Annotated in this window: 23 protein-coding genes; 11 read left to right on the forward strand and 12 right to left on the reverse strand. The window is 59.9% G+C overall.

All coding sequences use genetic code 11. The annotated features are described in order from the left end of the window. Nucleotides 1–85 precede the first annotated feature (85 nt). A complete protein-coding gene (locus FHX09_RS27860) occupies nt 86–1384 on the forward strand; it encodes a pilus assembly protein TadG-related protein (protein ID WP_184450971.1) in 1299 nt (432 codons plus the stop codon). 6 nt (nt 1385–1390) lie between these two features. Here FHX09_RS27860 and gor read toward each other — a convergent pair whose 3' ends face one another. The 3 genes from gor to rpiA all read right to left on the reverse strand — a co-directional run bounded on the left by gor (nt 1391) and on the right by rpiA (nt 4191). Next, nucleotides 1391–2776 (reverse strand): glutathione-disulfide reductase, encoded by a 1386-nt coding sequence (gor, locus tag FHX09_RS27865; protein WP_183722989.1) that lies wholly within the window; start codon nt 2774–2776, stop codon nt 1391–1393. Nucleotides 2777–2887: 111 nt separating this feature from the next. Beyond that, nucleotides 2888–3475: a DUF2059 domain-containing protein gene (locus FHX09_RS27870; protein WP_007792886.1), complete on the reverse strand. Its 588-nt coding sequence runs from the start codon at nt 3473–3475 to the stop codon at nt 2888–2890. A 17-nt stretch (nt 3476–3492) separates the two neighbouring features. Further along, nucleotides 3493–4191: a ribose-5-phosphate isomerase RpiA gene (rpiA, locus tag FHX09_RS27875; protein WP_007792884.1), complete on the reverse strand. Its 699-nt coding sequence runs from the start codon at nt 4189–4191 to the stop codon at nt 3493–3495. A 191-nt stretch (nt 4192–4382) separates the two neighbouring features. On the opposite strand from rpiA, the gene FHX09_RS27880 reads away from it, so the two are divergent. Next, on the forward strand, nt 4383–5087 hold the full coding sequence (locus FHX09_RS27880) for an HAD family hydrolase (protein ID WP_132594999.1): 705 nt from the start codon (nt 4383–4385) through the stop codon (nt 5085–5087). A 66-nt stretch (nt 5088–5153) separates the two neighbouring features. Here FHX09_RS27880 and FHX09_RS27885 read toward each other — a convergent pair whose 3' ends face one another. Together FHX09_RS27885 and FHX09_RS27890 are read right to left on the reverse strand one after the other, a co-directional pair. Then, nucleotides 5154–5645 carry a group II intron maturase-specific domain-containing protein gene (locus tag FHX09_RS27885; RefSeq protein ID WP_246699525.1) on the reverse strand — a complete coding sequence of 164 codons (492 nt, stop codon included), beginning with the start codon at nt 5643–5645 and terminating at the stop codon, nt 5154–5156. An 18-nt stretch (nt 5646–5663) separates the two neighbouring features. Further along, a complete protein-coding gene (locus FHX09_RS27890) occupies nt 5664–7538 on the reverse strand; it encodes a L,D-transpeptidase family protein (protein WP_132595173.1) in 1875 nt (624 codons plus the stop codon). A gap of 399 nt (nt 7539–7937) precedes the next feature. Between FHX09_RS27890 and fumC the strand changes: the two genes are divergently transcribed. Continuing rightward, nucleotides 7938–9329: a class II fumarate hydratase gene (fumC, locus tag FHX09_RS27895; protein WP_132595171.1), complete on the forward strand. Its 1392-nt coding sequence runs from the start codon at nt 7938–7940 to the stop codon at nt 9327–9329. A 160-nt stretch (nt 9330–9489) separates the two neighbouring features. Continuing rightward, complete coding sequence (locus tag FHX09_RS27900; RefSeq protein WP_007801820.1) at nt 9490–11097, forward strand: fumarate hydratase; 1608 nt, start codon at nt 9490–9492, stop codon at nt 11095–11097. A gap of 6 nt (nt 11098–11103) precedes the next feature. Here the strand turns inward: FHX09_RS27900 and FHX09_RS27905 are convergent, their stop codons facing one another. Then, a complete protein-coding gene (locus FHX09_RS27905; protein ID WP_132595169.1) occupies nt 11104–11319 on the reverse strand; it encodes a hypothetical protein in 216 nt (71 codons plus the stop codon). A 349-nt stretch (nt 11320–11668) separates the two neighbouring features. Between FHX09_RS27905 and FHX09_RS27910 the strand changes: the two genes are divergently transcribed. Further along, nucleotides 11669–12739 (forward strand): GGDEF domain-containing protein, encoded by a 1071-nt coding sequence (locus FHX09_RS27910; protein WP_007801825.1) that lies wholly within the window; start codon nt 11669–11671, stop codon nt 12737–12739. Nucleotides 12740–12868: 129 nt separating this feature from the next. On the opposite strand, the gene FHX09_RS27915 is transcribed toward FHX09_RS27910, so the two are convergent. Next, entirely contained in the window at nt 12869–13480 is a 612-nt protein-coding gene (locus FHX09_RS27915; protein WP_132595167.1) for a pyridoxamine 5'-phosphate oxidase family protein, read from the reverse strand. A 49-nt stretch (nt 13481–13529) separates the two neighbouring features. Further along, complete coding sequence (locus FHX09_RS27920) at nt 13530–14486, reverse strand: alpha/beta fold hydrolase (RefSeq protein ID WP_184450973.1); 957 nt, start codon at nt 14484–14486, stop codon at nt 13530–13532. Between the two features lie 45 nt (nt 14487–14531). Between FHX09_RS27920 and FHX09_RS27925 the strand changes: the two genes are divergently transcribed. Beyond that, complete coding sequence (locus FHX09_RS27925; RefSeq protein WP_132595163.1) at nt 14532–14999, forward strand: MarR family transcriptional regulator; 468 nt, start codon at nt 14532–14534, stop codon at nt 14997–14999. Nucleotides 15000–15018: 19 nt separating this feature from the next. Here FHX09_RS27925 and FHX09_RS27930 read toward each other — a convergent pair whose 3' ends face one another. The 3 genes from FHX09_RS27930 to FHX09_RS27940 all read right to left on the reverse strand — a co-directional run bounded on the left by FHX09_RS27930 (nt 15019) and on the right by FHX09_RS27940 (nt 17433). Next, nucleotides 15019–15774, reverse strand: a complete 756-nt coding sequence (locus tag FHX09_RS27930; protein ID WP_184450975.1) for an IS5 family transposase — start codon at nt 15772–15774, stop codon at nt 15019–15021. Between the two features lie 68 nt (nt 15775–15842). Next, a complete protein-coding gene (locus FHX09_RS27935; RefSeq protein WP_132595159.1) occupies nt 15843–17033 on the reverse strand; it encodes a low temperature requirement protein A in 1191 nt (396 codons plus the stop codon). Between the two features lie 25 nt (nt 17034–17058). Next, a complete protein-coding gene (locus FHX09_RS27940; RefSeq protein WP_184450977.1) occupies nt 17059–17433 on the reverse strand; it encodes a DUF971 domain-containing protein in 375 nt (124 codons plus the stop codon). A gap of 134 nt (nt 17434–17567) precedes the next feature. Between FHX09_RS27940 and moaA the strand changes: the two genes are divergently transcribed. Beyond that, nucleotides 17568–18614, forward strand: coding sequence for a GTP 3',8-cyclase MoaA (gene moaA, locus FHX09_RS27945; RefSeq protein ID WP_132595155.1), 1047 nt, complete (start codon nt 17568–17570; stop codon nt 18612–18614). Between the two features lie 21 nt (nt 18615–18635). Here moaA and FHX09_RS27950 read toward each other — a convergent pair whose 3' ends face one another. Further along, nucleotides 18636–19406, reverse strand: a complete 771-nt coding sequence (locus FHX09_RS27950; protein ID WP_132595153.1) for an SDR family oxidoreductase — start codon at nt 19404–19406, stop codon at nt 18636–18638. Nucleotides 19407–19609: 203 nt separating this feature from the next. On the opposite strand from FHX09_RS27950, the gene FHX09_RS27955 reads away from it, so the two are divergent. The 4 genes from FHX09_RS27955 to FHX09_RS27970 are packed head-to-tail and all read left to right on the forward strand — an operon-like array spanning nt 19610 to nt 22483. Further along, nucleotides 19610–20518 (forward strand): DMT family transporter, encoded by a 909-nt coding sequence (locus tag FHX09_RS27955; RefSeq protein ID WP_132595151.1) that lies wholly within the window; start codon nt 19610–19612, stop codon nt 20516–20518. Between the two features lie 7 nt (nt 20519–20525). Further along, nucleotides 20526–21158 (forward strand): molybdenum cofactor guanylyltransferase MobA, encoded by a 633-nt coding sequence (gene mobA, locus FHX09_RS27960; protein WP_183723200.1) that lies wholly within the window; start codon nt 20526–20528, stop codon nt 21156–21158. Further along, nucleotides 21158–21673 carry a molybdopterin-guanine dinucleotide biosynthesis protein B gene (gene mobB / locus FHX09_RS27965; RefSeq protein ID WP_007801848.1) on the forward strand — a complete coding sequence of 172 codons (516 nt, stop codon included), beginning with the start codon at nt 21158–21160 and terminating at the stop codon, nt 21671–21673. The genes mobA and mobB overlap by 1 nt, the downstream gene beginning before the upstream one ends. A gap of 21 nt (nt 21674–21694) precedes the next feature. Next, nucleotides 21695–22483 carry a GNAT family N-acetyltransferase gene (locus tag FHX09_RS27970; RefSeq protein WP_183723198.1) on the forward strand — a complete coding sequence of 263 codons (789 nt, stop codon included), beginning with the start codon at nt 21695–21697 and terminating at the stop codon, nt 22481–22483. The last annotated feature ends 147 nt before the right edge of the window (nt 22484–22630 follow it).

Genomic DNA, 22630 nt, shown 5'->3' on the forward strand with positions numbered 1-22630 from the left:
CTTAGAAACACCCTCAATTCTAATGGCGCGTCATGATGACTCCCGCTTGAGCACCGATGGCAGGTGGAACCGTGGGATTGATTTCGTGCGCAGCTTGTATCGTTTCTGCACTGACCGTTCCGGCAATTTCGGTCTATTGACGGCTATTTTGATGGTGCCGCTCATCGGCTCGGCGGGCGTGGCCGTAGACTTCGCCCACGCGCTGAGCTTGCGCACGCAGCTCTACGCGGCCGCCGACGCCGCAGCCGTCGGCGCAATCGCGGCAAAGTCGGCCGCAACCACCGCCGCAATGAAGATGACAAGCGATGGCCCGATCTCGGTCGGAAAAGACGATGCGCGAAACATTTTCGTCGCGCAGATGCAGGGTGAGCTGACGGCAAGCGATGTAGCCGTTGACGTTCAGGTGAGCCGCGCGTCCAACAAGCTCAACTCCTCTGTGACCTTCACCGCACAAGTCCCGACGTCGTTCATGCAGATCTTTGGCCGGAAAAGTGTAGAAATATCTGGCACCGCCACGGCCATGTTTCAGACGGCCTCCTTCATGGATTTCTATATCCTGCTCGACAACACGCCGTCGATGGGCGTCGGCGCGACACCGGCCGATGTCGCTATCATGGAACAGAAGACTCCGGATACCTGTGCCTTTGCCTGCCACATCGTGTCGGAAGCTGGTGTCGAGGACAAGAACAGCTATTACAATATCGCCCGCAACAATGGCGTCACCTTACGCGTCGACGTGGTTCGCCAAGCTACGCAAAAACTGACCGAAACGGCAAAAAACGAACGCCAGTCCGACAACCAGTTCAGAATGGGTGTCTACACGTTCGGCAAGAAGGCGGAAGACGCGAACCTGACCACAATTTCAGCGCCGATTACGGACCTCGACAAGGTCGCGACATACACGAACGCTGTCACTCTGATGTCGATTCCGAGACAGGGCTACAACAACGATCAGCAGACGAGCTTCGACAACTCACTGACACAGATGAATAAGATCATTTCAACACCGGGAGATGGCAGCACCGAGGCCCAGCCGCAGAAGATTCTGTTCTTCGTGTCCGACGGTGTCGGTGACAGCAAGAAGTCGAACTGCACGAAACCGAAGACCGGCGAGCGTTGCCAGGAGCCAATCGACATTTCCTTCTGCAAGCCGCTGAAAGATCGGGGCGTCAAGATCGCAGTACTCTACACGACCTACCTGCCGCTGCCGAAGAACAGCTGGTACAACACCTGGATCAAGCCTTTCCAGAGCGAAATCCCGACGAAGATGCAGAGCTGCGCTTCACCCGGTCTCTATTTCGAAGTCACGCCTACACAGGGGATCACGGACGCCATGCAGGCACTGTTCCTGAAGGTCATCCGCATGCCCCGCATCACCAGCTGATCGGCGTTAAACGCGAACGCCGTCCCGAATGCGATAGTTCGGCGCATACATTGTGACGAGTTCTTCGGCTGCCGTCGGATGCACCGCCATGGTCCGGTCGAAATCGTCCTTGGTGCAGCCGGCCTTCAAAGTGATGCCGAGGATCTGAGCCATTTCTCCGGCATCGTGGCCGAGGATGTGCGCACCGACGACCTTGCGACTGGAAGCGTCGACAATCAGCTTCATGATCATCTTCTCGCCCCGCCCCGACAGCGTTGCCTTCAACGGCCGAAACTGGGCGCGATAGACCTCGAGCTCCTTGTAGCGCTTGCTCGCCTCTTCCTCGGTCAGCCCGACGGTGCCGATCTCCGGCTGCGAGAATACCGCCGTTGCGATCGTGTCGTGATCCGGCTTGGTCGGGTTATCCTTGTACTCGGTCTCGATGAAGCACATCGCCTCGTGGATCGCCACCGGCGTCAACTGTACCCTGTCGGTGACATCGCCGAGCGCATAGATATTCGGGACGCTGGTGCGCGAATACTCGTCGACGACCACCGCTCCACGCTCGTCGGTCTTCACGCCGGCGGCTTCCAGGCCAAGGCCTTCCGTATTGGGGATGCGTCCAAGCGCCAGCATGACGACATCGGCCGCCAGCGTGCCGTTCTTCAGCGTCCCGACCGAAAGACGGCCGTTCTCTTTCGAAACCTTCTGCAGCGTGTCGTGGCAGAGAATGCGAATGCCCTTGGCGGCCATCGCCTCGTGCAGCCCCTGGCGAAGGTCCTGATCGAAGCGCGACAGGATCTCGGCGCCACGGTAGATTAGCGTCGTCTCGACGCCGAGGCCGTGGAAGATATTGGCAAATTCCACCGCGATGTAACCGCCACCGGCGATCACGATCGACTTCGGCAGTTCTTCCAGATCGAAGGCCTCGTTCGACGAAATGCAGAGGTCATTCCCCGGCAAGGCCGCATGCGGGTTCGGCCGCCCACCGGTCGCGATCACGATCGTCTTGGCGGTCACCGTCTTGCCGGTGTTGATCAGTCGAACCGTGTGGGCATCGACCAGCTCGGCGCGCGTTTCCAGGATCTCGGCGTTGGCGCCCGCAAGCCCCTTCTTGTAGAGCCCTTCCAGGCGCGCGATCTCGTTGTCCTTGGCGGCAATCAGCTTCTTCCAATCGAACGAACTCTCGCCGACTGTCCAGCCGAAACCGGCGGCATCCTCGAAGTGCTCGTGGAACTGAGCCGCGTACACGAAAAGCTTCTTGGGCACGCAGCCACGGATCACGCATGTTCCGCCGTAGCGGTACTCCTCTGCAATCGCGACCTTCTTACCAAGCGAGGCTGCAACGCGGGCGCTTCGCACGCCGCCTGAGCCCCCGCCAATGACAAAGAGATCGTAATCGTAGGATGTCATGAAAAACTCCGGCTGGAATCGGCTGTGAGGTGAAGGTGATATAGTATCGACCGTCGCAAAAACAAAAGCCCGGACGATGCCGGGCTTTTTCTATCTCTTATCGACGTCCGCTTACGGCTTCGGCTTTGCCGCCGGCGTCGCAGCCTTCGGCGCGGTCGTTGCGGCTGGGTTGGCCGGATCAACTGCCGGTGGCGGCGCCTTAATGACCTTGCTGAGCTCAGTGCTCGTCTGCTTCTGCAGGTCGCGAGAAATTCCCTGCGCCCAGATGTCGGCAGCCTTCACCGTCTCGCGCGATGCGATCGGGCCATCCTTCAGCAGCTTCTTGCCAACCGGCGAGTTGTAGAACTCGGCGATCGCGTTGAGTTCCTCGACAGAGAATGCCTTGGCATAGGTCAACGCGGCTTCCTTCTCGAGGTCGGCGCGACGCGGAGCAAGGGCAAGGGCTTGCTTGTCGACCTCAGCGGTGATCGCATCTTGGTAGTTCGGCGAATCCTGGATGAGATCGGCCTTCAGACGCTCAGCGAGACCCGGCAGGATGTTGTCGAACTGTGCGGTGGCGCCGATTGCATCGATGGCAGCGCGCGCCGCCTTCAGCTGCTCCGGAGAAGCCTCCTGCGCGTGTGCGGCAGAGCCGAATGCGACGCCCGAAAGAATAACGGTCGCAGCAGCAAAACGGCCAAGACCTGCAAATTTAATCATGAGTTTCAATGCTCCTGTTACCTATTCGCCCGCAGCGTGCGTGCACCTGCTGGACCCGCAATGATCGCAAGTGCCGCCATATTGAGAAAAAGCCCGTGTTCAACGACTCCGGGTATTGAATTCAGCTCGTTTGAAAGCGCCTCTGCATCAGGAATGCGGCCAAAAGATGCATCGATGATGTAGTGGCCGCCGTCCGTCATGAAGTCTTCGCCACCGGATTGGCGCAGCGTCAGGCTGCCGCTCAACCCCAGTTTGGAGGCCTTCTTTTCGATTGCCATGCGCGTGGAGACCAACCCGAACGGATTTATCTCGATCGGCAGTGGAAATGCGCCGAGCGTCGCGACCAGTTTGCTTTCGTCGGCAATGACGATCATGCGCTGAGATGCCGCAGCAACGATCTTCTCGCGCAGTAGCGCACCACCGCCCCCCTTGATGAGCGTCAGGTCGGAATCGACCTCGTCCGCGCCATCGATCGTCAGATCGAGTTCCGGCAGTTCATCGAGTGACTTCAGCGGCACGCCGAGCTCGACGCAAAGCCTTGCCGTGCGTTCGGACGTTGGCACTCCTTCGACCTTGAAACCGGTTGAAACCTTCTCCGCAAGCAGCCGAACGAACTCCTCGGCAGTACTCCCGGTTCCGATTCCAAGTCGCATGCCGTATTCGACATGAGCGAGTGCGGCCTCGGCGGCCTTGATCTTCATTTCGCGGGCATCCATGCGCCGCTGACTCCGATTATTGCGTTGGATGTGCTGTTTACACGGCTCGCTTGCCAAACGAAAGCCAAAATAGCGTAATGATTTTCGAAAAGCCGTGGGCATCTGCAACTGGTCGCCTTTGCCGCGAAACGTTGCTTTTGCCGTCCTCATCACCTACGGCCTGATAACATCATTTCTGAAAGGCGGAATCCTTGACCCCTGCCCTCGTTGTATTCGATCTCGACGGAACACTGCTCGATACTCACTCCGATCTGGTCGAAAGTATAAACCATACGATTGCCGAGCTCGGCATGGCGCCAGTCAGCTATGACGACCTCACGCATCTGGTCGGACACGGTGCCAAGGTCATGATCGAGCGGGCTTGCAACCTTCGGGGGCACGGGCTGCAGCCTGAGCAACTCCCAGCTCTACTCGACCGGTTCATCACTTACTATGCCAACAACATGCCTGGACGCACGGTACCCTACCCGGGCCTAGTCGACGCAATGGACCAACTGAAGAGCGCGGGCTGCAAGCTTGCCGTTTGCACCAACAAGCTCGAAGGTCTGGCGTGCAGCCTGATCGAGAAGCTTGAACTCACCCACTATTTCGACGCCATTACCGGCGGCGATACATTCACGGTCAGAAAACCGGACGCCCAGCACCTCCTCGGAACCATCGAGCGCGCCGGCGGCGACGCCGGCAACACCGTCATGATCGGCGACAGCGCCAACGACATTCTCGTTGCCCGAAATGCCGGGGTGCCCTCGATCGCTGTGCCATTCGGCTATTCCGACGTTCCCGTCGAGACACTCGGGCCGACCCGTGTGATCGCACATTTCAAGGAGCTCACGCCTGCGCTCGTGGACGAGTTGATCGCGGACTTTGCTGCAAGACCGACTGCCGCAGTAGGCTGAGACAATCGGGTAGGAGGGAGCCCCCTCCTCCCACACCCGTGTGCGAACGGTTCCGTACAGGGCGGTTCATGAAGCGTTGTTTAGACGTCTGAGTTCCTGCTGGAGAGAGATCAGCCCGAGTTGGTCAAAGAAGGCCTTGCGGAAGGCATCGTTCATGTGGCGGGCCCCGGCATTCCACCAGGGGCCGCGGCCATTGCAGGCCGATCCACATGCACGCTGTTCCGTCAGACCCCGCTGCATCAACCGCATGGCCCGCGTGGCCGGTTCCTTCCATTGCCGCCACAGGATGCAGCACAACCTGCGCCGCAGCCAGCCATCCAGCTCCTCAAGGATCCCCTTGCCTTCGGTCAGCCGGAAATAGGCAATCCAGCCACGCAGGATCGGGGTGAGGTCTTTGATGGTGGCACCAGGGCGCGACCGCGCCCCGTCCGGAAGGCCGCCTTTAGCTTCCCCTTGAACCTCGCCACGCTCGACGCCGCAATCCGTAAACGCGGCGCCTTGTGCGCGCCATGCCTCGCGCACAACGAAAAAAGGCGGCTCAACGGCCGCCTTTTTCATATCGCCCTCTCGGCGCGGTCAGATCTGAGCGCCACGTGCCTTCGTCGTGGCATCGAATGCTTTCTGCACATAGACGTCACGGCCGTACACGTCGTCGAAATATTGCACGACACCATCCTTGTTCGGCCAGGCCGTGAAGTAAGCCACGTAGACCGGTATCTTCTGCGGAACTTGGATTGCGTGGTTCTTGCCCGTCGCGATCTCCTTGCCGATCTGTTCGACCGACGTATTCAGCACGGCCGCTGCCATTGCACGCGGCTCCGCAAGGCGCACGCAACCGTGGCTGAGCGCCCGCATGTCGCGCTTGAAGAAGCTTTTCGAGGGCGTGTCATGCATGTAGATGGCATGGGCGTTCGGGAACAGGATCTTGAGTTCGCCAAGCGCATTGTCGTCGCTCGGCGGCTGGCGTACGGAGACGTTGGTCGTCGACCCGTACCAGTCGACGCCGGACGACGCCACGGCGCGACCGCCAACGGTTACTTCATAACCCATCCGGTCCAGATAACTCGGATCGGAGCGCAGCCGCGGCAGCATCTCGTTGATGATGATCGACTGCGGCACGCCCCAGAACGGGTTAAACTCGACTGTCTCGATCTGATCCTGGAAGAAAAAGGTCTGGTGCGACGGCTGACCAACGACGACACGCATCGACAACTGTTCCTTGTTGTCGTTGTGGTAGTAAACCATATAGGCAGGCTGGTTGATGAAGACGTAACGCGAGCCGAGATCGGCTGGCAACCAGCGCGCCTGCTCCATGGCGACGATCAACTTCTCAACCTTCGAAGCATTGCTGTCGCCGCCGATCATGATGCGAACCGTCGCTTGGCCGACGACGCCGTCCGGCTTCAGTCCATGTTCCTTTTGGAAACCTTCGACGAGCGCAACGATCTCCGGCGAATACTCGGTGCTACCCGCATATGCGCCAAGCGTTGCCGCATGCTCGGCCTTCAGCGCAGCCGAACCGTGCTTGTCGATGGCCTTGACGATGTTCGGGATTTCGGAAGAGTTGTCGCCGGGACGAAGCAACCCATTCAGGGCGATATCGATGCGGTCGTCACCTGCGCCTTCGGCCCTCAGCTTCGTCAATTCACTTTCGAGCGCAACAAACTGCGAACCATCCGGCGTGCGGCTTCTGAGATAAGCAGCGGTATCCGGGCTCATTCGGGCGAGCTTGAGAACGGGGGCAAGGTTCACATCCTTGCGCCTGAAATCATGATAGCCGGACAGCTTGTTCGGGTCGAGGCGGCCGCGAATGGTGTCCTGCACATACGCGAGCACCTTGGCAGAAAGCTCCAGCTCGAACTGCGTCAGGGCGCGGTCGCGGATTGCTGGATCCGGATTGGCCGGATCCTCAGTCGGCACCTGCACGGCATAGTCAGCCGGGTCAAGGCCAATCGACGCCGCATCCGCCAATACGGCCATCGCCGCCTTGGCGCGATTGTTGACATCTGTTCCGGTGAGCCAAACCAGCGGGTTCTTCACGTCGCCGTAATAGACCTCAAGGGCCTTGGCAACTTCGACAGGGGCGCGCACCTTTGCCTCGATGAGGAAGCGGCGTTGGACCGATGGCATGGTCTCGGTCGCAGCCGACGCGTCGGCGACTGCTCCGGTGACCACAGGATCCGTGAATTTGCCGGTATCGACGAGGCGCATCGCATCGGGCTGGTAGGTATAGTAGCGCGGGCTCGATACCTTCGGCAGAGGTGCATCCGGCGCCGACTGAAGGAACGAAGGAATGGACGGCCTCGGATTGACAATCGTGCTCTGGGTCCGAGCGCGATCCCCGCGGATCATATCCATCAACGTGTAGGCATGCGCGGGCGCGACACCCATCGCAGCCATACCGCAGGAAAGCGCGAGTGCGGAAGCCGCACCTTTCAAAAGGAATGTCATGCTTTTATCCAGTCCCAGTGTCATGCTGTCTTAAAATCGCGGGCGAGACCCGCCTCAGAACTCGTTTCATCCGGCGCGAGCGTCACATGGCAGAAAGCAGGCGCCGCCGCCAGCCTCAGCCAACTCAACCTACAGTAACGCGACAAACCCTTCCGTTGATCCGCAGTTCACACAAAATTATGAAATTATTGGTTAATTTTTTACTTTATTTTTGCCTTCAGACACAGTGGCCAAAAAGCCGCTGAAAGATAAAAATTCAGCCGTGTCTAAAAGATCACGGATCCCAGAAACTAACATGAATATTCTACTCATATTTGCATTCCTGGACGGTTTTCTTCGGCCCGTTTCGGACCTATAAGACCACATCTTTGAGAGGCACCGCGACAGAAAGGCATGGCCATGACTTCCACCCGCACCGAAACAGATACGTTCGGCCCGATCGAAGTGCAAAATGACCGATATTGGGGTGCACAGGCGCAACGCTCGCTCGGCAATTTCAAGATCGGCTGGGAAAAGCAGCCGCTTTCGATCGTCCGCGCCCTCGGCATCGTCAAGCAGGCAGCGGCCCGCGCGAACATGGCGCTTGGCCAGCTCAATCCGGAGATCGGGAACGCCATCGTTGGTGCCGCACAGGAAGTCATCGAGGGTAAGCTCGACAACCACTTCCCTCTGGTCGTCTGGCAGACGGGCTCCGGCACACAGTCGAACATGAACGCCAACGAGGTGATCTCCAACCGCGCCATCGAGTTGATGGGCGGCGTTATGGGCTCCAAAAAGCCGGTGCATCCGAACGATCACGTCAACATGAGCCAGTCGTCGAACGACACTTATCCGACGGCGATGCATATCGCCTGCGCAGAGCAGATCGTGCGGCACCTGCTTCCGAGCCTGAAGCACCTGCACGCCGCGCTCGACATGAAGGTCACCGAGTTCAGCCACATCATCAAGATCGGCCGCACGCATACGCAGGACGCAACGCCATTGACGCTTGGCCAGGAATTTTCCGGCTATGCGGCGCAGGTCGGCTCCGCGATCAAGCGCATTGAATTGACGCTCCCCGGTCTTTGTGAACTGGCCCAGGGCGGCACCGCGGTCGGCACTGGCCTCAACGCGCCGAGCGGTTTTGCCGAAAAGGTCGCAGACGAGATCGCCGAGATCACCGGCCTGCCTTTCGTCACCGCCCCGAACAAGTTCGAGGCGCTCGCCGCTCATGACTCCATGGTGTTCAGCCATGGCGCCATCAATGCCGCCGCCGCCGCGCTCTTCAAGATCGCCAACGACATCCGCTTGTTAGGCTCTGGCCCGCGCGCCGGCCTCGGCGAGTTGGCCCTTCCGGAAAACGAGCCCGGCTCTTCCATCATGCCCGGCAAGGTCAATCCGACCCAGTGCGAAGCGTTGACCCAGGTCTGCATTCATATCTTCGGCAACAACGCGGCGCTGACCTTTGCCGACAGCCAGGGCCACTTCGAACTCAACGTCTACAATCCGATGATGGCCTACAATTTTCTCCAGTCGGTACAGCTGCTCGGCGACGCCGCCGTCTCCTTCACCGACAATTGCGTCGTCGGCATCGAGGCACGTGAGGACAACATCAAGGCTGGGCTCGAGCGGTCGCTGATGCTGGTCACGGCGCTCGCCCCGAAGATCGGCTATGACAATGCCGCCAAGATCGCCAAGACGGCACACAAGAACGGCACGACACTGAAGGAAGAAGCATTGGCGAGCGGCCTCGTCACTGTTGAGGAATATGACACGATCGTCCGTCCCGAAACGATGATCGGCCCGAAGTAAATCCGCCGCCGAGCCCCATCAAAATAGCAGACAGCGCCGCCCTCGCGGCGATGTCTTCATGGATTTTCATGACTAAAACAGACAAGTTTTAGAATTATTGCAATTGCGAAGGCGCCCGAATAGACCATCTGCGATTTCGGTCCGCATGAAAGGTCCTTCGATGGCTGACGATCTTTTCCCCCTCAGCAAAGACTCCACCCAATACCGCAAGATCAGCAGCGACTACGTCTCCGTCGACAGCTTCAAGGGACAGGATATCCTGACCGTCGAGCCGGAAGGCATTCGCCTGCTCGCCGAAACGGCCTTCGCCGACATCAACCATCTGCTGCGGCCCGGCCACCTGAAGCAGCTCGCCTCGATCCTTGAGGACCCGGAAGCAACCGACAACGACCGTTTCGTTGCCTACGATCTCTTGAAGAACGCCAACATCGCCGCAGGCGGCATCCTGCCGATGTGTCAGGATACCGGCACGGCGATCATCATGGCCAAGAAGGGCCGCAGGGTGTGGACCGAAGGAGAGGATTACTCGGCTCTCGCCAAGGGCGTCATGGACGCCTACGAGAAGAAGAACCTGCGCTATTCGCAGCTGGCGCCCATCAAGATGTTCGAGGAAAGGAACACCAAGAACAATCTCCCGGCGCAGATCGACATCTATGAGGAAGGCACGGATTCCTACGACTTTCTATTCGTCGCCAAGGGTGGCGGATCGGCCAACAAGACCTTCCTCTATCAGGGCACCCCGTCGCTCTTGACGCACGACCGGATGATCGACTTCCTCAAGGAGAAGATCCTCACCTTAGGTACGGCAGCCTGCCCCCCTTACCATCTGGCGATCGTCATCGGCGGCACGTCGGCCGAAATGAACCTGAAGACCGTCAAGCTCGCCTCGACGCGCTATCTCGACGATCTGCCGACCGAAGGCTCCGACAGCGGCCATGCCTTCCGCGATATCGAGATGGAGAGGGAAATCCACAAGCTGACGCAACAGATGGGCGTCGGCGCCCAGTTCGGGGGCAAGTACTTCTGTCATGACGTGCGTGTCGTCCGCCTGCCCCGCCACGGCGCTTCGCTGCCGATCGGTCTCGGCGTCTCCTGCTCCGCCGACCGTCAGGCGAAGGGCAAGATCACCCGCGACGGCATCTTCGTCGAGCAACTGGAGACGGATCCGTCGAAGTACATGCCTGAAATCGACGAGTCGAAGCTATCGGACTCGATGGTCCGTATCGATCTCAACCAGCCGATGACCGCGATCCTTGCCGAACTGACGAAGCACCCGGTCAAGACACGGCTGTCCCTGACGGGAACGATTATCGTCGCGCGCGACCTTGCCCACGCCAGGATCCGCGAACGGCTGGAAAAAGGCGAAGGCATGCCTGATTACATGAAGAACCACCCGGTCTATTACGCCGGCCCGGCCAAGACCCCGGTAGGATATGCCTCCGGCTCCTTCGGTCCGACCACAGCCGGCCGCATGGATTCCTATGTCGACCAATTCCAGTCTTTCGGCGGATCGATGGTGATGCTTGCCAAGGGCAACCGCTCGCGCGCCGTGCGCGAAGCCTGCAAGAAGCACGGCGGCTTCTACCTCGGCTCCATCGGCGGACCGGCTGCGCGGCTGGCGCAGGATTGCATCAAGAAAGTCGAGGTGTTGGAATATCCGGAACTCGGGATGGAAGCCGTCTGGAAGATCGAGGTCGAAGACTTCCCGGCTTTTATCGTCACCGATGATAAGGGCAATGACTTCTTCCAGGAATTCAACCTCGGCTGACCGACCTCAATGGATCGCCGCGGTTGCCCCATGGTCGAGCGCGGCGCTATCGCTTTGGCTCTTGGAGCCCGCAGTGCTGAATACCTCCTCTGCCTTCACACTAGCGAGGATGTCGCTGCGGAAGACCCCGTCGAAGAAGCCGTTCTGCTGGATCAGCGCGACAGATCCGGCGATAACGGCGGCGGCGAGTACGATGGGTGAAGTGTGACGAGACGTTTCCATCTTCTCTGGCCTTCCAGTGGAGCCCCGCGGCTCGCTGGGAAGGAACGTGCGCCTTCTCAGCGACGCACAACAGAGCTTCCAATCGACACCGACTGTCAACAATTTGGAGACGATCAAAAGCAACCAAAACGGCTTGTGGGATTCTTTATTTCGCGTTATTCGCGCATAAGACGCAACGATCGTTAAATCGACAAAAATTCTCAGATAAAATCAATGCGATAAGCAAATATGGAGAAGATCGGCCAAATCTCACATGTAATCATTGGTATATCCCCCCTTAATCATTTCCCAATATTTGTAAGCTAACAAATTAAACACTGCATTTGACATTCAATTGAGGAGTAGTCGCATGACGACGGCCGCAGCGCCAACGAGGGCGCAGGTTCCTGACGTGGCAGGTCAGATCACGTTCGCCATGCGCTCCATGGGCGTTGCGCCGATCCCGCGCAACTACGAGCTCTTCTACGAAGCCTACATCGGCTCCAACCCGGCGCTGACGCGGGACCTGGCAGCCCTCGGCAGCCAGGCGACGCAAGAGGAATTGGACGCCCTCGGCGCGCAATATTTCGCGCACAGCCCCGCCCGCGTGTTTGATGACGCCCATGGCCGCATCGCCGCCGAGCTCGAGACGCTGCTGCGCGTCCTGCGCCAGGAGCAGATATCGCTGGAAAGCTACAACAAGCTGCTTGGCGAAACCTACAAGCGGATCAGTTCGAAGAACCACACAAGCGTAGAGCTTATCGAGAACGCGCTCACCCTGCTGACCGAGGCAACTGGCGACACAATGGCGCACGGCGAACGCACGGTCGAAAACGTCGTCCAGCGTTCACAGGAAATGGATCAGGTCCGCAAGGAACTCGACGAGTACAAGCGCATCGCCAACACCGACTCGTTGACGCGCCTGTCGAACCGTCGCGCCTTCGACGACCGCCTGTCGGCCGTCTTCAACAATCCGACCATGCGCCCAGTCACCGCGCTCGTACTCGCTGACATCGACAACTTCAAGAAGATCAACGACACCTATGGTCATCCGGTCGGTGACAAGATCCTTGCGACCGTTGCCTCGGTCATCCGCGCCAACGTGCGCCGCGACGTTTTCGTCGCCCGCACCGGCGGCGAGGAATTCGCCCTGATCATCGAAGGCAATACTGCCGAGGAAGTGATGGGCACGGCCGAGCGCATCCGCCGTACGCTGGAAACGACCCCCTTCACGAACTCGCGCACGAGGATCAATTACGGACCTGTTACCGTGTCGGTCGGCGTCTGTATGGCATCCTACGCGGAGGACGCCGGTGAGCTTTACCATAAGGCCGATGTTGCGCTTTATGGCGCCAAGAATTCGGGCCGCAACTGCAGCGTCCTCTTTGAAGACGGTATGCAGAAAGACTTCACGAAGAGCTGGCTGATCTACAAGGGATAGGTCTTGGGCGACACTGCCCTGGCCTTCCCGGTCACAGTCGATGATCTGCGTTTGTCGCGATCACTCCTCGCTATCGCAAGCACAGCTATCGATGGCCTGCATGCGAGCCCATTGGAAGAGCTACTGAAGTTACCACATCGTCTTGGCCGCACGCTCCGGCCATTCGCGATCATAGGTCTCGTAGTCGAAATCCCCGGTCGCCGCCTTCAGCATCAGCCCCGGCGTCGGCAAGCTCTTTGGATCAACGAAGGTTTCGGGATTCCAAAGCTCGGAACGGATCAGCGCGCGGGCACACTGGAAATAGACCTCGTCGATTGTGATGACGATCACCGTCCGCGGGTACTTGCCGTCCATCACAAAGCTGGACAGGACCGCTTCGTCGTTCGTCACAACGCCGCGCCCGTTGACGCGCATCGTGGTATTCGAGCCGGGAATAAGAAACATCAGCGCCAGGCGCGGGTCGCGTACGATGTTAGAGAGCGAATCGACGCGGTTGTTGCCGCGCCAGTCAGGCAGATGCAGCGTTCTGTCGTCAATGATGCGCACGACGCCGCCGATATCGCCCCGCGGCGAACAGTCGAGCCCCTCGGGTCCCACCGTCGCAAGCGCCACAAAAGGCGAGGCCTCGATCATCTCTTGGTATAGCGGCGTCAGGTAGTCCGTCACCTTGGCCACCGACGCCTGCGTCAGCCCGCCAGCATAGATGGCCGCGAGTTCTTCCACCGTTTCGATGATTTTCATGATCGACCTGCCGCGTTGTTGTCGCAGCCTTTAGCTGCCCAACGTAACGCTACAATGACGCGCGCCGTGCGGAAAGGTCGAAAAGTGGAATGATCTCAGCATCTTTGCCGGAAATAGAGCTGGCAAGAAAATCTGTGATCGCTTCCAGAACGGGGGCCGCGCTGACAATCCGGCGATGGCCGAACCCATTCGCCCAGTGGAGCCTGACGTCATTGCTCGCCGCCGCGTAGCGGCGCGCATGGTTGGCGCCCACTTCCTTGTCGTCCTCCGCATGGACGACCAGCACCGGACGCCGGATCGCGCCGGCCGCCCTGCCCGCATCGAATTCCTCAAGTCTCCGGCCGGCGACACAACGCACTTCGTTCTCCAACGCTTGCTGCGCGGGCTTCGCAAGCCCGATCATCTTACCGAAATCCTTGAAGAGCCAGTGCATCTCGCTCGGCGAGCCGATGAGCACCAGCCTTTCCGGCAGCACGGCGGCAGTCCCGGGAAGCATGCCAGACGCAGCCACCATCAGCGCAGCGCCACCGAAAGAATGGCCGAGTGTGGCGTCGAAGGCACCGAACCGACGTTCAGCCGCAGCGATCGCCTTCACCGCAATGCCCATATGGAGGGACCGCCCTGGCGCGCGTCCGTGTCCGGGAAAATCGACGACGATCACCTCGGCGCCGGTCGCCACCAGCGCCTCGACAAGATCGGCCATGTATTCGCCGCTCGATCCCCAGCCGTGCGTCACGAGGTAACGCGGCCGGCGTCCCAGCGCACCGCCATTCAGCCGATACGCATGCGCCCGGCCGCCGCCGCCGGCAAGGGGAAGCACGAATCGCTCTGCGCTGGCAAGCTTTGCCGCACCGGCTGCATGCGCCGCCTTCGCCTTCTCGCCCTTGGGTCTGCGCGACGGCGTCAGGCAGAACAGTCGAAACGCCGCCTTTCCAGCCATGCGCGGCGAAACCGACTGCAGCAGGGAAAATCCGAGGCGGGTGACCTTCAGCGTAAAGTTTGTCATAGTGGGAATCCAACAATGTTCAACACTGAACAATAAAGTACAACGATGAACAAAAATCAATCCCTACCTTGGGATCATCCGCGTTTTCGTAGCTGGATCGCCGTCGCCCGCGCCTGCCAGCTCATGCAGCAGTCACTCGGTCGCTCGCTATCCGAACTCGATATCAAGACCCCGCATCTCGACATTCTGATCAACCTCTACCGCTTCGAAGGCATCTCGCAGCAGGAATTAGCCCACAAACTGCTGGTCGGCCGCTCGAACATGAGCATGCTGCTGCCGCAGATGGAAAAGCGCGGCCTGATCGAGCGGCGTGGCGACACGAAGGACAAGCGCGTGCTGCGGCTCTTCCTCACTCAGGAAGGCCGCGAAGTCACGGAGAAAGCCATGGTCATTCAGATCGACCTCATCGAACGCGTGCTGTCACCCGAACCGATCGAGCAATGCATGGCGATGGGCGATTCGATGGAGCGGATTATCCGCGTGCTGCAGCACGACCTTATCGACGAAGACTGACCCTAGGAAGTGTGGACAGTTACCTTAGCCATAGTATTGTCGCGGCAAGAGCGATCATCGAGTTTCGCGCAGTTTTCTCGTATCGGGTGGCAATGCGTCGGAATTGCTTGAGTTTTGAAAAGCAGCACTCGATCAGGTGGCGCTGGGCATAGAGTTGCTTGTCGAGCGGATATTTCCGGGCACGCGAAGGATTGTTTGGGATGACGGCTTGTGCGCCTTTGTCGGCGATAGCCTTGCGTAGCCGATCACTATCGTAGGCGGTATCGGCCATGACGACATTGGCAGGGAGGTCTTCGATCGAGCCATCAGCTTGCGGCGCATCGCCCTTCTGGCCGGCAGTGAGCACAAAGCGCACCAGGCATCCCAGGCCCCGCACCGCAATATGGATTTTTGTGCTCAGGCCGCCGCGCGAGCGTCCAAGGGCCTGATCTTCAGCCCCTTTTTTTGCGCCAGAGGCGTGTTGGTGGGCCCGGATGATTGTGGAATCGACGATCAGATATTCAAAGTCGCCATCGTCTGACATAGCGTCGAAGAGCCGCCACCAGACGCCCTTTTGGCTCCAGCCGCTGAAGCGGTGAAAGACGCTGTTCCAATCGCCGAACACGTCAGGCAGATCGCGCCAGGGCGAGCCGGTTCGCACGATCCACAACACCGCTTCCACGAACATGCGATTGTCGCGACCCGAAGAACCGCGCGTGCGATCATCACCGATGATATGCGGAGCCATCCGCTCCCACTGGTCGTCACGAAGTACGAAACGGTCCAAAACACCCATGACTGCCTCCAAAAGACAGTCCTGAATCTGATTTGCTCAGATTTGGGAATCCTAAGAGTCCACACTTCCTAGTGCACGGTATGGCCAACCGAATGCCCCGCTAGGGACTTGTACTCCCAGGCGGCCACAACGATCAGTACCGCCGTCGCGAGCATGCCGGCGATGTAGACCTCGATGAACGGCGCAATGAAGGCGAGCAGGATTAGGAGGACGAGGCCGGCCAGATGCGAGAGCGGCAAGCGCCCGCTGGTCGCCCCCTTGAACCAGAGGTTGCCGGCGAGAAATAGCCCGGAGCCACCAAGCACCGAGGCCATGACGCCGAGATTGCCGGCCTCGTGCGGATGCGAGAACATGAACTCGACTGCGACGGCGTGAACGATGATGCCTGCCAGGATCGGGATATGGGCATAGGTAAAGGCCTGCCGCGCCAGGCTTCCCGGCGTTTCGTCGTGTTCGATCCGATGCGCCGCCCGCTCGTGGCCGAAGCGGAAATAGAGCCACCACATCGCCACCGTTCCGACAAATCCGGTCCCGAAGACGACCGCGGTCAAGGGCGAAAACGGCATTTCCGAGAATGTCCGGCCCGAAACCAGCACCGCTTCGCCAAGGCAGATGATGACGAAGAGTGCGCAACGCTCGGCCATATGTGCCCCGGATACATCCCAGTCGGAAGCAGTGGACTTGCCAAGCCCCGGTACGGCAAAGCCGCTCGCCGGCCCCGCATACTCGATCGCAAGAGCGACCAGCCACGCAATCAGCCGCGCTTCATGTTCCAGGAAGCCACCGGCGATCCAGAATATGCCGGAAACGATCAACCAGGTGCTGATGCGGAGAAAATTGCGGTAGTTGGAAGCGCTCGCCTCCTTGACGGCATAGGTGGTGAAGAGCGAGCGACCGACCTGCATCAGCACGTAGGCGCCCGCAAAGAGCAGCCCCTTGTCGCCGAAGGCCTCGGGGATGGAGGCAGATAGAACGAGGCCGAGCAGCATCAGCACGACGAGCATGCCCCGAACAGGCATCTTGTCGGGATCGAGCCAGTTCGTCACCCAGGCCGTGAAGATCCAGACCCACCAGACCGCAAAGGTCATCAGGCCAGCCTCAACAGCGCCGAGTGGGGTATAATGCGCCGCAAGCGCATGCGAGAGCTGCGAAATCGAGAAAACGAAAACGAGATCGAAAAACAGTTCAAGAAAGGTGACCCTGCTCCCGCCTGGACTGCCCTTTGCGCGCAGCCAGTTTCGTTTGGTCATTCCCGCCATGCATTCCCCCTGCGGCAGTTGTCGTTCAGCGTGGTTTTTCTGAGATGTCGCGGTTCATGCCCTTCTCGCGCAGTTCTTCTTCATAGGCAGCAAACAGCTCTTGGCCACGCTCGCCAAGTTCGCGCAGATAGGTCCAGGTAAAGATGCCGGTATCGTGCATGTCGTCGAAACCGATGCGCACCGCATAGTTGCCGGTCGGTGTCAGAGAGATGATCGCGACATTGCGCTTGCCAGGCACCGTCACCCTCTGTCCCGGCCCGTGCCCCTGCACCTCGGCGGATGGAGAAAGCACACGCAGCATCTCGGCGGAAAGATCGAAGCTCTGCCCGTCGTTGAACGTGACAACGAGGTGCTGCCGGTCTTTCGAAACTCTGAGTTCAGTCGGCCAAATATCGCTCATGATCCCATTCCCCTTCAAAATCACGAGTAGGCAATGCAGCGTGGCGAGGCAAGTTCAATTTGCCGTGCCCAAGAAGCGTTTCCCTTGACGCGGCAATAACCTATACGCACATTAGTAGCATTGCGGAGGCATTCGTGAACAGCAACGTCGGAACGACAGGCAGCGCATCGCCACTGGTCGCAGAGGCAAAACCGATGATCGACCCGTTCAAGCGGGCCGTGACCTATTTGCGCGTCTCCGTCACCGACCGCTGCGACTTCCGCTGCACCTACTGCATGGCCGAGCACATGACTTTCCTGCCGAAGCAGGAACTCTTGACGCTCGAGGAACTGCACCGGCTCTGTTCCGCCTTCATCGCCAAGGGTGTGCGCAAGCTGAGGCTCACCGGCGGCGAACCGCTGGTGCGCAAGAACATCATGTATCTGGTTCGCGAACTCGGCAAAGAGATCGGCGCCGGCCTCGACGAGCTGACACTGACCACCAACGGCTCGCAGCTCTCCCGCTTTGCCGACGAGCTCTACGATTGCGGCGTGCGTCGAATCAACGTCTCGCTCGATACGCTTGATCCGGACAAGTTCCGCCAGATCACCCGCTGGGGCGACTTCCGCAAGGTGATGGAGGGCATCGAGGCGGCCCAGAAAGCCGGCCTCAAGGTCAAGCTTAATGCAGTGGCGCTGAAGGATTTTAACGACGTCGAAATGCCCCAGATGATCCGCTTCGCGCATGGCCGCGGCATGGATCTGACCGTCATCGAAACCATGCCGATGGGCGAGATCGAGGAAGACCGCACCGACCGCTACCTGCCGCTGTCGAAGCTGCGCGCCGATCTCGAACGGCAGTTCACCTTCTCGGAGATCGGCTACCGCACCGGCGGCCCGGCCCGCTATGTCGAAGTCAAGGAGACCGGCGGTCGGCTCGGCTTCATCACGCCGATGACGCATAATTTCTGCGAGAGCTGCAACCGCGTGCGGCTGACCTGCACCGGCACACTCTACATGTGCCTTGGCCAGAACGACGCCGCCGACCTGCGCGCGGCCGTCCGCGCCACTGACGACAACGGGCTGCTCTATGCCGCGATCGACGAGGCGATCTCGCGCAAGCCGAAGGGCCACGACTTCATCATCGACCGCACCCATAACCGCCCTGCCGTTGCCCGCCATATGAGCGTCACCGGCGGGTGACGCTCACCGGATTCGGGCAGCTTACGTCCGGTTGATCGACACCCCGCCATCCGCCAGCATGGATGTTCCTGTTACGAAGCTCGCCAGATCCGATCCCAGGAAAAGGGCTGCCTTGGCGATCTCCTCGGGCTGCGCCAGGCGCTTGAGCGCATGCAGCCCATGGATGAAGGCGACGAGCTCCTTATCAGGATTCTCGAAATTGGCCGGATTCATCGCCGTATCGGTTCCGCCGGGCAACAGCGCGTTGACACGGATGTTCTTCGGACCGAGCTCCGCCGCAAGCACCTGCACAAGACCGGTCAGTCCTGCCTTACTGGCCGCATAAGCACCCATGCCGGGCATCCCTGCCGTATGTCCAACGAACGTCGACGTGAAGACGATCGATCCGCCGCCGCGCGCGATCATCGCCGGTACCTGGTACCTCGCCGCCAGAAAGGCGCTGGTCAGATTAACCGCAAGCATCTCATTCCAGCCGTCGAGCGAGAGCTCGGCCACCGGTGCGGATTGGCCGGTGCTGCCGGCATTGTTGAAGGCGACATCAAGCCCGCCGAAGCGCTCCACCGCCACCTCGACCAGCCGCCTGTTCAAGGCCTCCTCGCGCACGTCGCCGGCGACCGCAACCGCCTCGCCGCCCGCATCCCCGATCTCTTCCACCAGCATCCCGAGTTTGGCCTCGCGCCGCGCCGCGACGACCAGCCGCGCGCCTTCCGCGGCGAAGAGCTTGGCCGCTGCCCGGCCGATGCCGGAGCTCGCGCCTGTGATGATCGCAACCTTGCCATTCAGATATCTCATGTCGGAACCTCCGCTTGTTGTTGGCGGTATTCCAAATTTCAGACAGCGGGCCTGGCAGCCACCCGTTTCCTGCCGCGCCGGCGCACGCATGGCCTGCATTATTGTGCACTGCGCAATCGAATTATCTCGACTGTGTCTTTCGTTCGATTCCCATCCCGCCTGGCACCCTCTAAAAGGACGTGTACGAGAATCGGAATATCGACATGCCGCGGTCCCGCAATACCCAGGGCGCCATCTACATGAGTTCGGCCATGGCCGGATTTTCCTGCAGCGACGCACTTTCCAAGTCAGTCATTACCTACATGAATGCAGGCCAGATCATGTGCCTGCGCGGTCTCTTCACCAGCATCTTTGTCTATGTCATCGCGCGCTACATGGGTGCATTGCGGTCGTGGCGCATTGTGCTCAAGCCGATGGTCATCGTCCGCGTCATTTGCGAGATACTGGCAGCGGTCACTTACATTACGGCACTTGGCATGATGCCGATCGCGAACGCGTCCGCCATCCTGCAATCGCTGCCGCTGGTCGTGACCTTCGGTGCGGCGCTGTTTTTCTCGGAACCGGTCGGCTGGCGTCGCTGGTCGGCCATTCTTGTGGGACTGCTTGGCGTGCTGATCATAATTCGACCGGGACCGGACGGCTTTACGGCGGCAGCACTTCTCTGCGTCGGCAGCGTCCTCACCACGGCCGGCCGCGACCTCGCCACACGCGGCATCGGCTCCGAGATCCCTTCGCTGATGATCACCGTGGTCACCGCCGTCTCCGTCACGATCGTCGGCGCGTTGCTGACGCCATTGCTTGGCGGATGGGAGCCAGTCAGCCTGACTTCACTTTCGCATCTGCTGCTTGCCGCCATTCTCGTCCTGATCGGCTACCAGTCCGTCATCATGGCGATGCGAACGGGCGAAATCTCCTTCGTGGCGCCGTTCCGCTACACAAGCCTGATCTTCTCGACATTGCTGGGCTTCGTCTTCTTTGCGGAACTCCCCGATCTCTGGACACTCACCGGCGCTGCCATCGTCATCGCTTCCGGCCTCTATACGTTCTATCGTGAGGCCAAACGCCATGTACCGCCGGTCGCCCAGGAGTCCGAGCCGAGAACACCTGTCTGAGGCAATCATGAACGATTTTTCGCTGGATAGATCCAATATACCAGGCGTCGTCCTGGCCGGGGGGCGCTCGTCGCGGATGGGCCGCGACAAAGCCTCCGTGCGGCTCAGCGGCCGCACCTTGCTAGAGCGCGTCATCGAACAACTTGAGCCGCAGGTGAGTACCCTTGCCGTCAACGCCGACGCGACGCCAGAAAATTGCCGCCACCGGTTCATTCCTGATATAGTTCCCGGCAAAGCGGGACCGATGGCTGGCATCCATGCCGCGATGGCCTATGGCGCGACGCTCGGAGGTGTTACGCACGTGGTCACGGTATCGGTCGACAGTCCATTCTTCCCCCGCGACTTGGTCGATTGGCTTGCCGCCGCTATCGATGCGCCCGAGAAGATTGCCATCGCCGCCTCGGAAGGCCGCAGCCACCCGGTGTTCGGCTTGTGGCCCATCGATCTTGCCGATGATCTGAAAGCCTGGATCGCTGCCGACGAAAAACGCCGTGTGCGAGACTTCCTCTTACGGCATGACGTTACGGAAGTTACCTTTCCGCTGCGCCCGACGCGGGCGAGCCTTCTCGATCCGTTTTTCAATGTCAACACGCCGGATGATCTCGCCGAGGCGGAACGCTGGCTGAAGGTGCTCGTCTGATGGAAAAACCGAAAGTCTTTGGCATCGCAGGCTGGAAGAACTCGGGCAAGACCGGCCTGGCCGTCCGCCTCGTCGAGGAGTTTACCCGCCGCGGCTATAGCATTTCGACGATCAAGCACGCCCATCATGATTTCGATATCGACAAGGTCGGCGCCGACAGCTACCGCCACCGACAGGCCGGCGCACACGAAGTCACCATCGTTTCAGGTACACGCTACGCCATCATGCACGAATTGCGCGGCGCCCCCGAGCCGACATTCGAAGAAATCCTTGGCCGGATTGCACCCTGCGACCTCGTGCTGATCGAAGGCTACAAGCGCGAGCCGATCCCGAAGATCGAAGCCCGGCGGCTGGAAGCAGCCAGCCGGGAGCCTCTTGCGTCGACGGATCCCTTCATCGCCGCCATCGCGGCCGATCACCCGATTGCCGAAGGCTTTCTGCCGGTATTCAATCTTGATGATACACAGGCGATCGCAGACTTCATTTCGGGGATAGTGGAACTGCCTGCAAAGTAGGAAAGCTGTTGCGAGGGAGCAATGAACTACTACGGCACCGAAAAACAACAGCGACTGCAGCGCCAGTCCGACGAGGCACAGGCGAGGATTGCGGCCACACCTGGCCTCGTGCAGGCAGGTCGGTTCTTCTCGGTCGACAATGTCAACCTCATTGACTGGGCTTTTGTCGATGAACGCCTCGCGAAGGACGGCGTCTTTGGCTTTCGCATGATGCCGACGACGCACATCGAAGACATCCGTCAGAAGCTCGGATCGTCCTACCGTATTGACGTGTGGAACGTCTGTAGGGCGGACCGCACGATGGCAGTCGCCGCTTGCACCCCGATCCAGGCTGCCGACCTACCCAATGGGCTAACGTGCCTCGGGCTTTCGGATCGTCACGAGGACGAGACGATTCGGCGTATACAGATCTGCATGACGGACAACGGTATCGCGCCGTTCTCCGCTTACATGCTCCTTGGCAAGATCGTGCCGGCTGTGACGGTCGCCCTCGCAGACGGAGATGGCAATATCGTCGCCACGGCTCACGCGAATATGCCCTTCAACACCCACAGCAGGTATCGGGGCATGGCCTGGGTCGGCTTGATAACGGTAACGGCAGATCAGCGCGGAAAAGGGCTCGGCCGCCTTGTCAACGCTCTGGCGATCATGGCCGCATTCGAAACGCTGGGCGCAGATGAAGTGGTTGAGTTCGTGCACGCCGACAATGCAGTTTCGCGCCGCATGATACAATCCTGCGGCCTGCAGCTCGATCCGACGATCCTTTGCGGCCTCGCAACCCCGGTCGTTGACGCCCGCTTTACGACCTAGAGCTTCGGTCATGCCCGCATGGCCCCACGGCGAAGGCAGTGCCCGCAATCGAGTAGGAGGGAGCCTTGCGGCGTCCCTCCTCCCACACGACCGTGCGAACGGTTCCGTACAGGGCGGTTCATGAAGCGTTGTTTAGACGTCTGAGTT

The organism is Rhizobium sp. BK538 (assembly GCF_014197575.1).
In the GTDB taxonomy this organism is placed as follows: domain Bacteria; phylum Pseudomonadota; class Alphaproteobacteria; order Rhizobiales; family Rhizobiaceae; genus Rhizobium.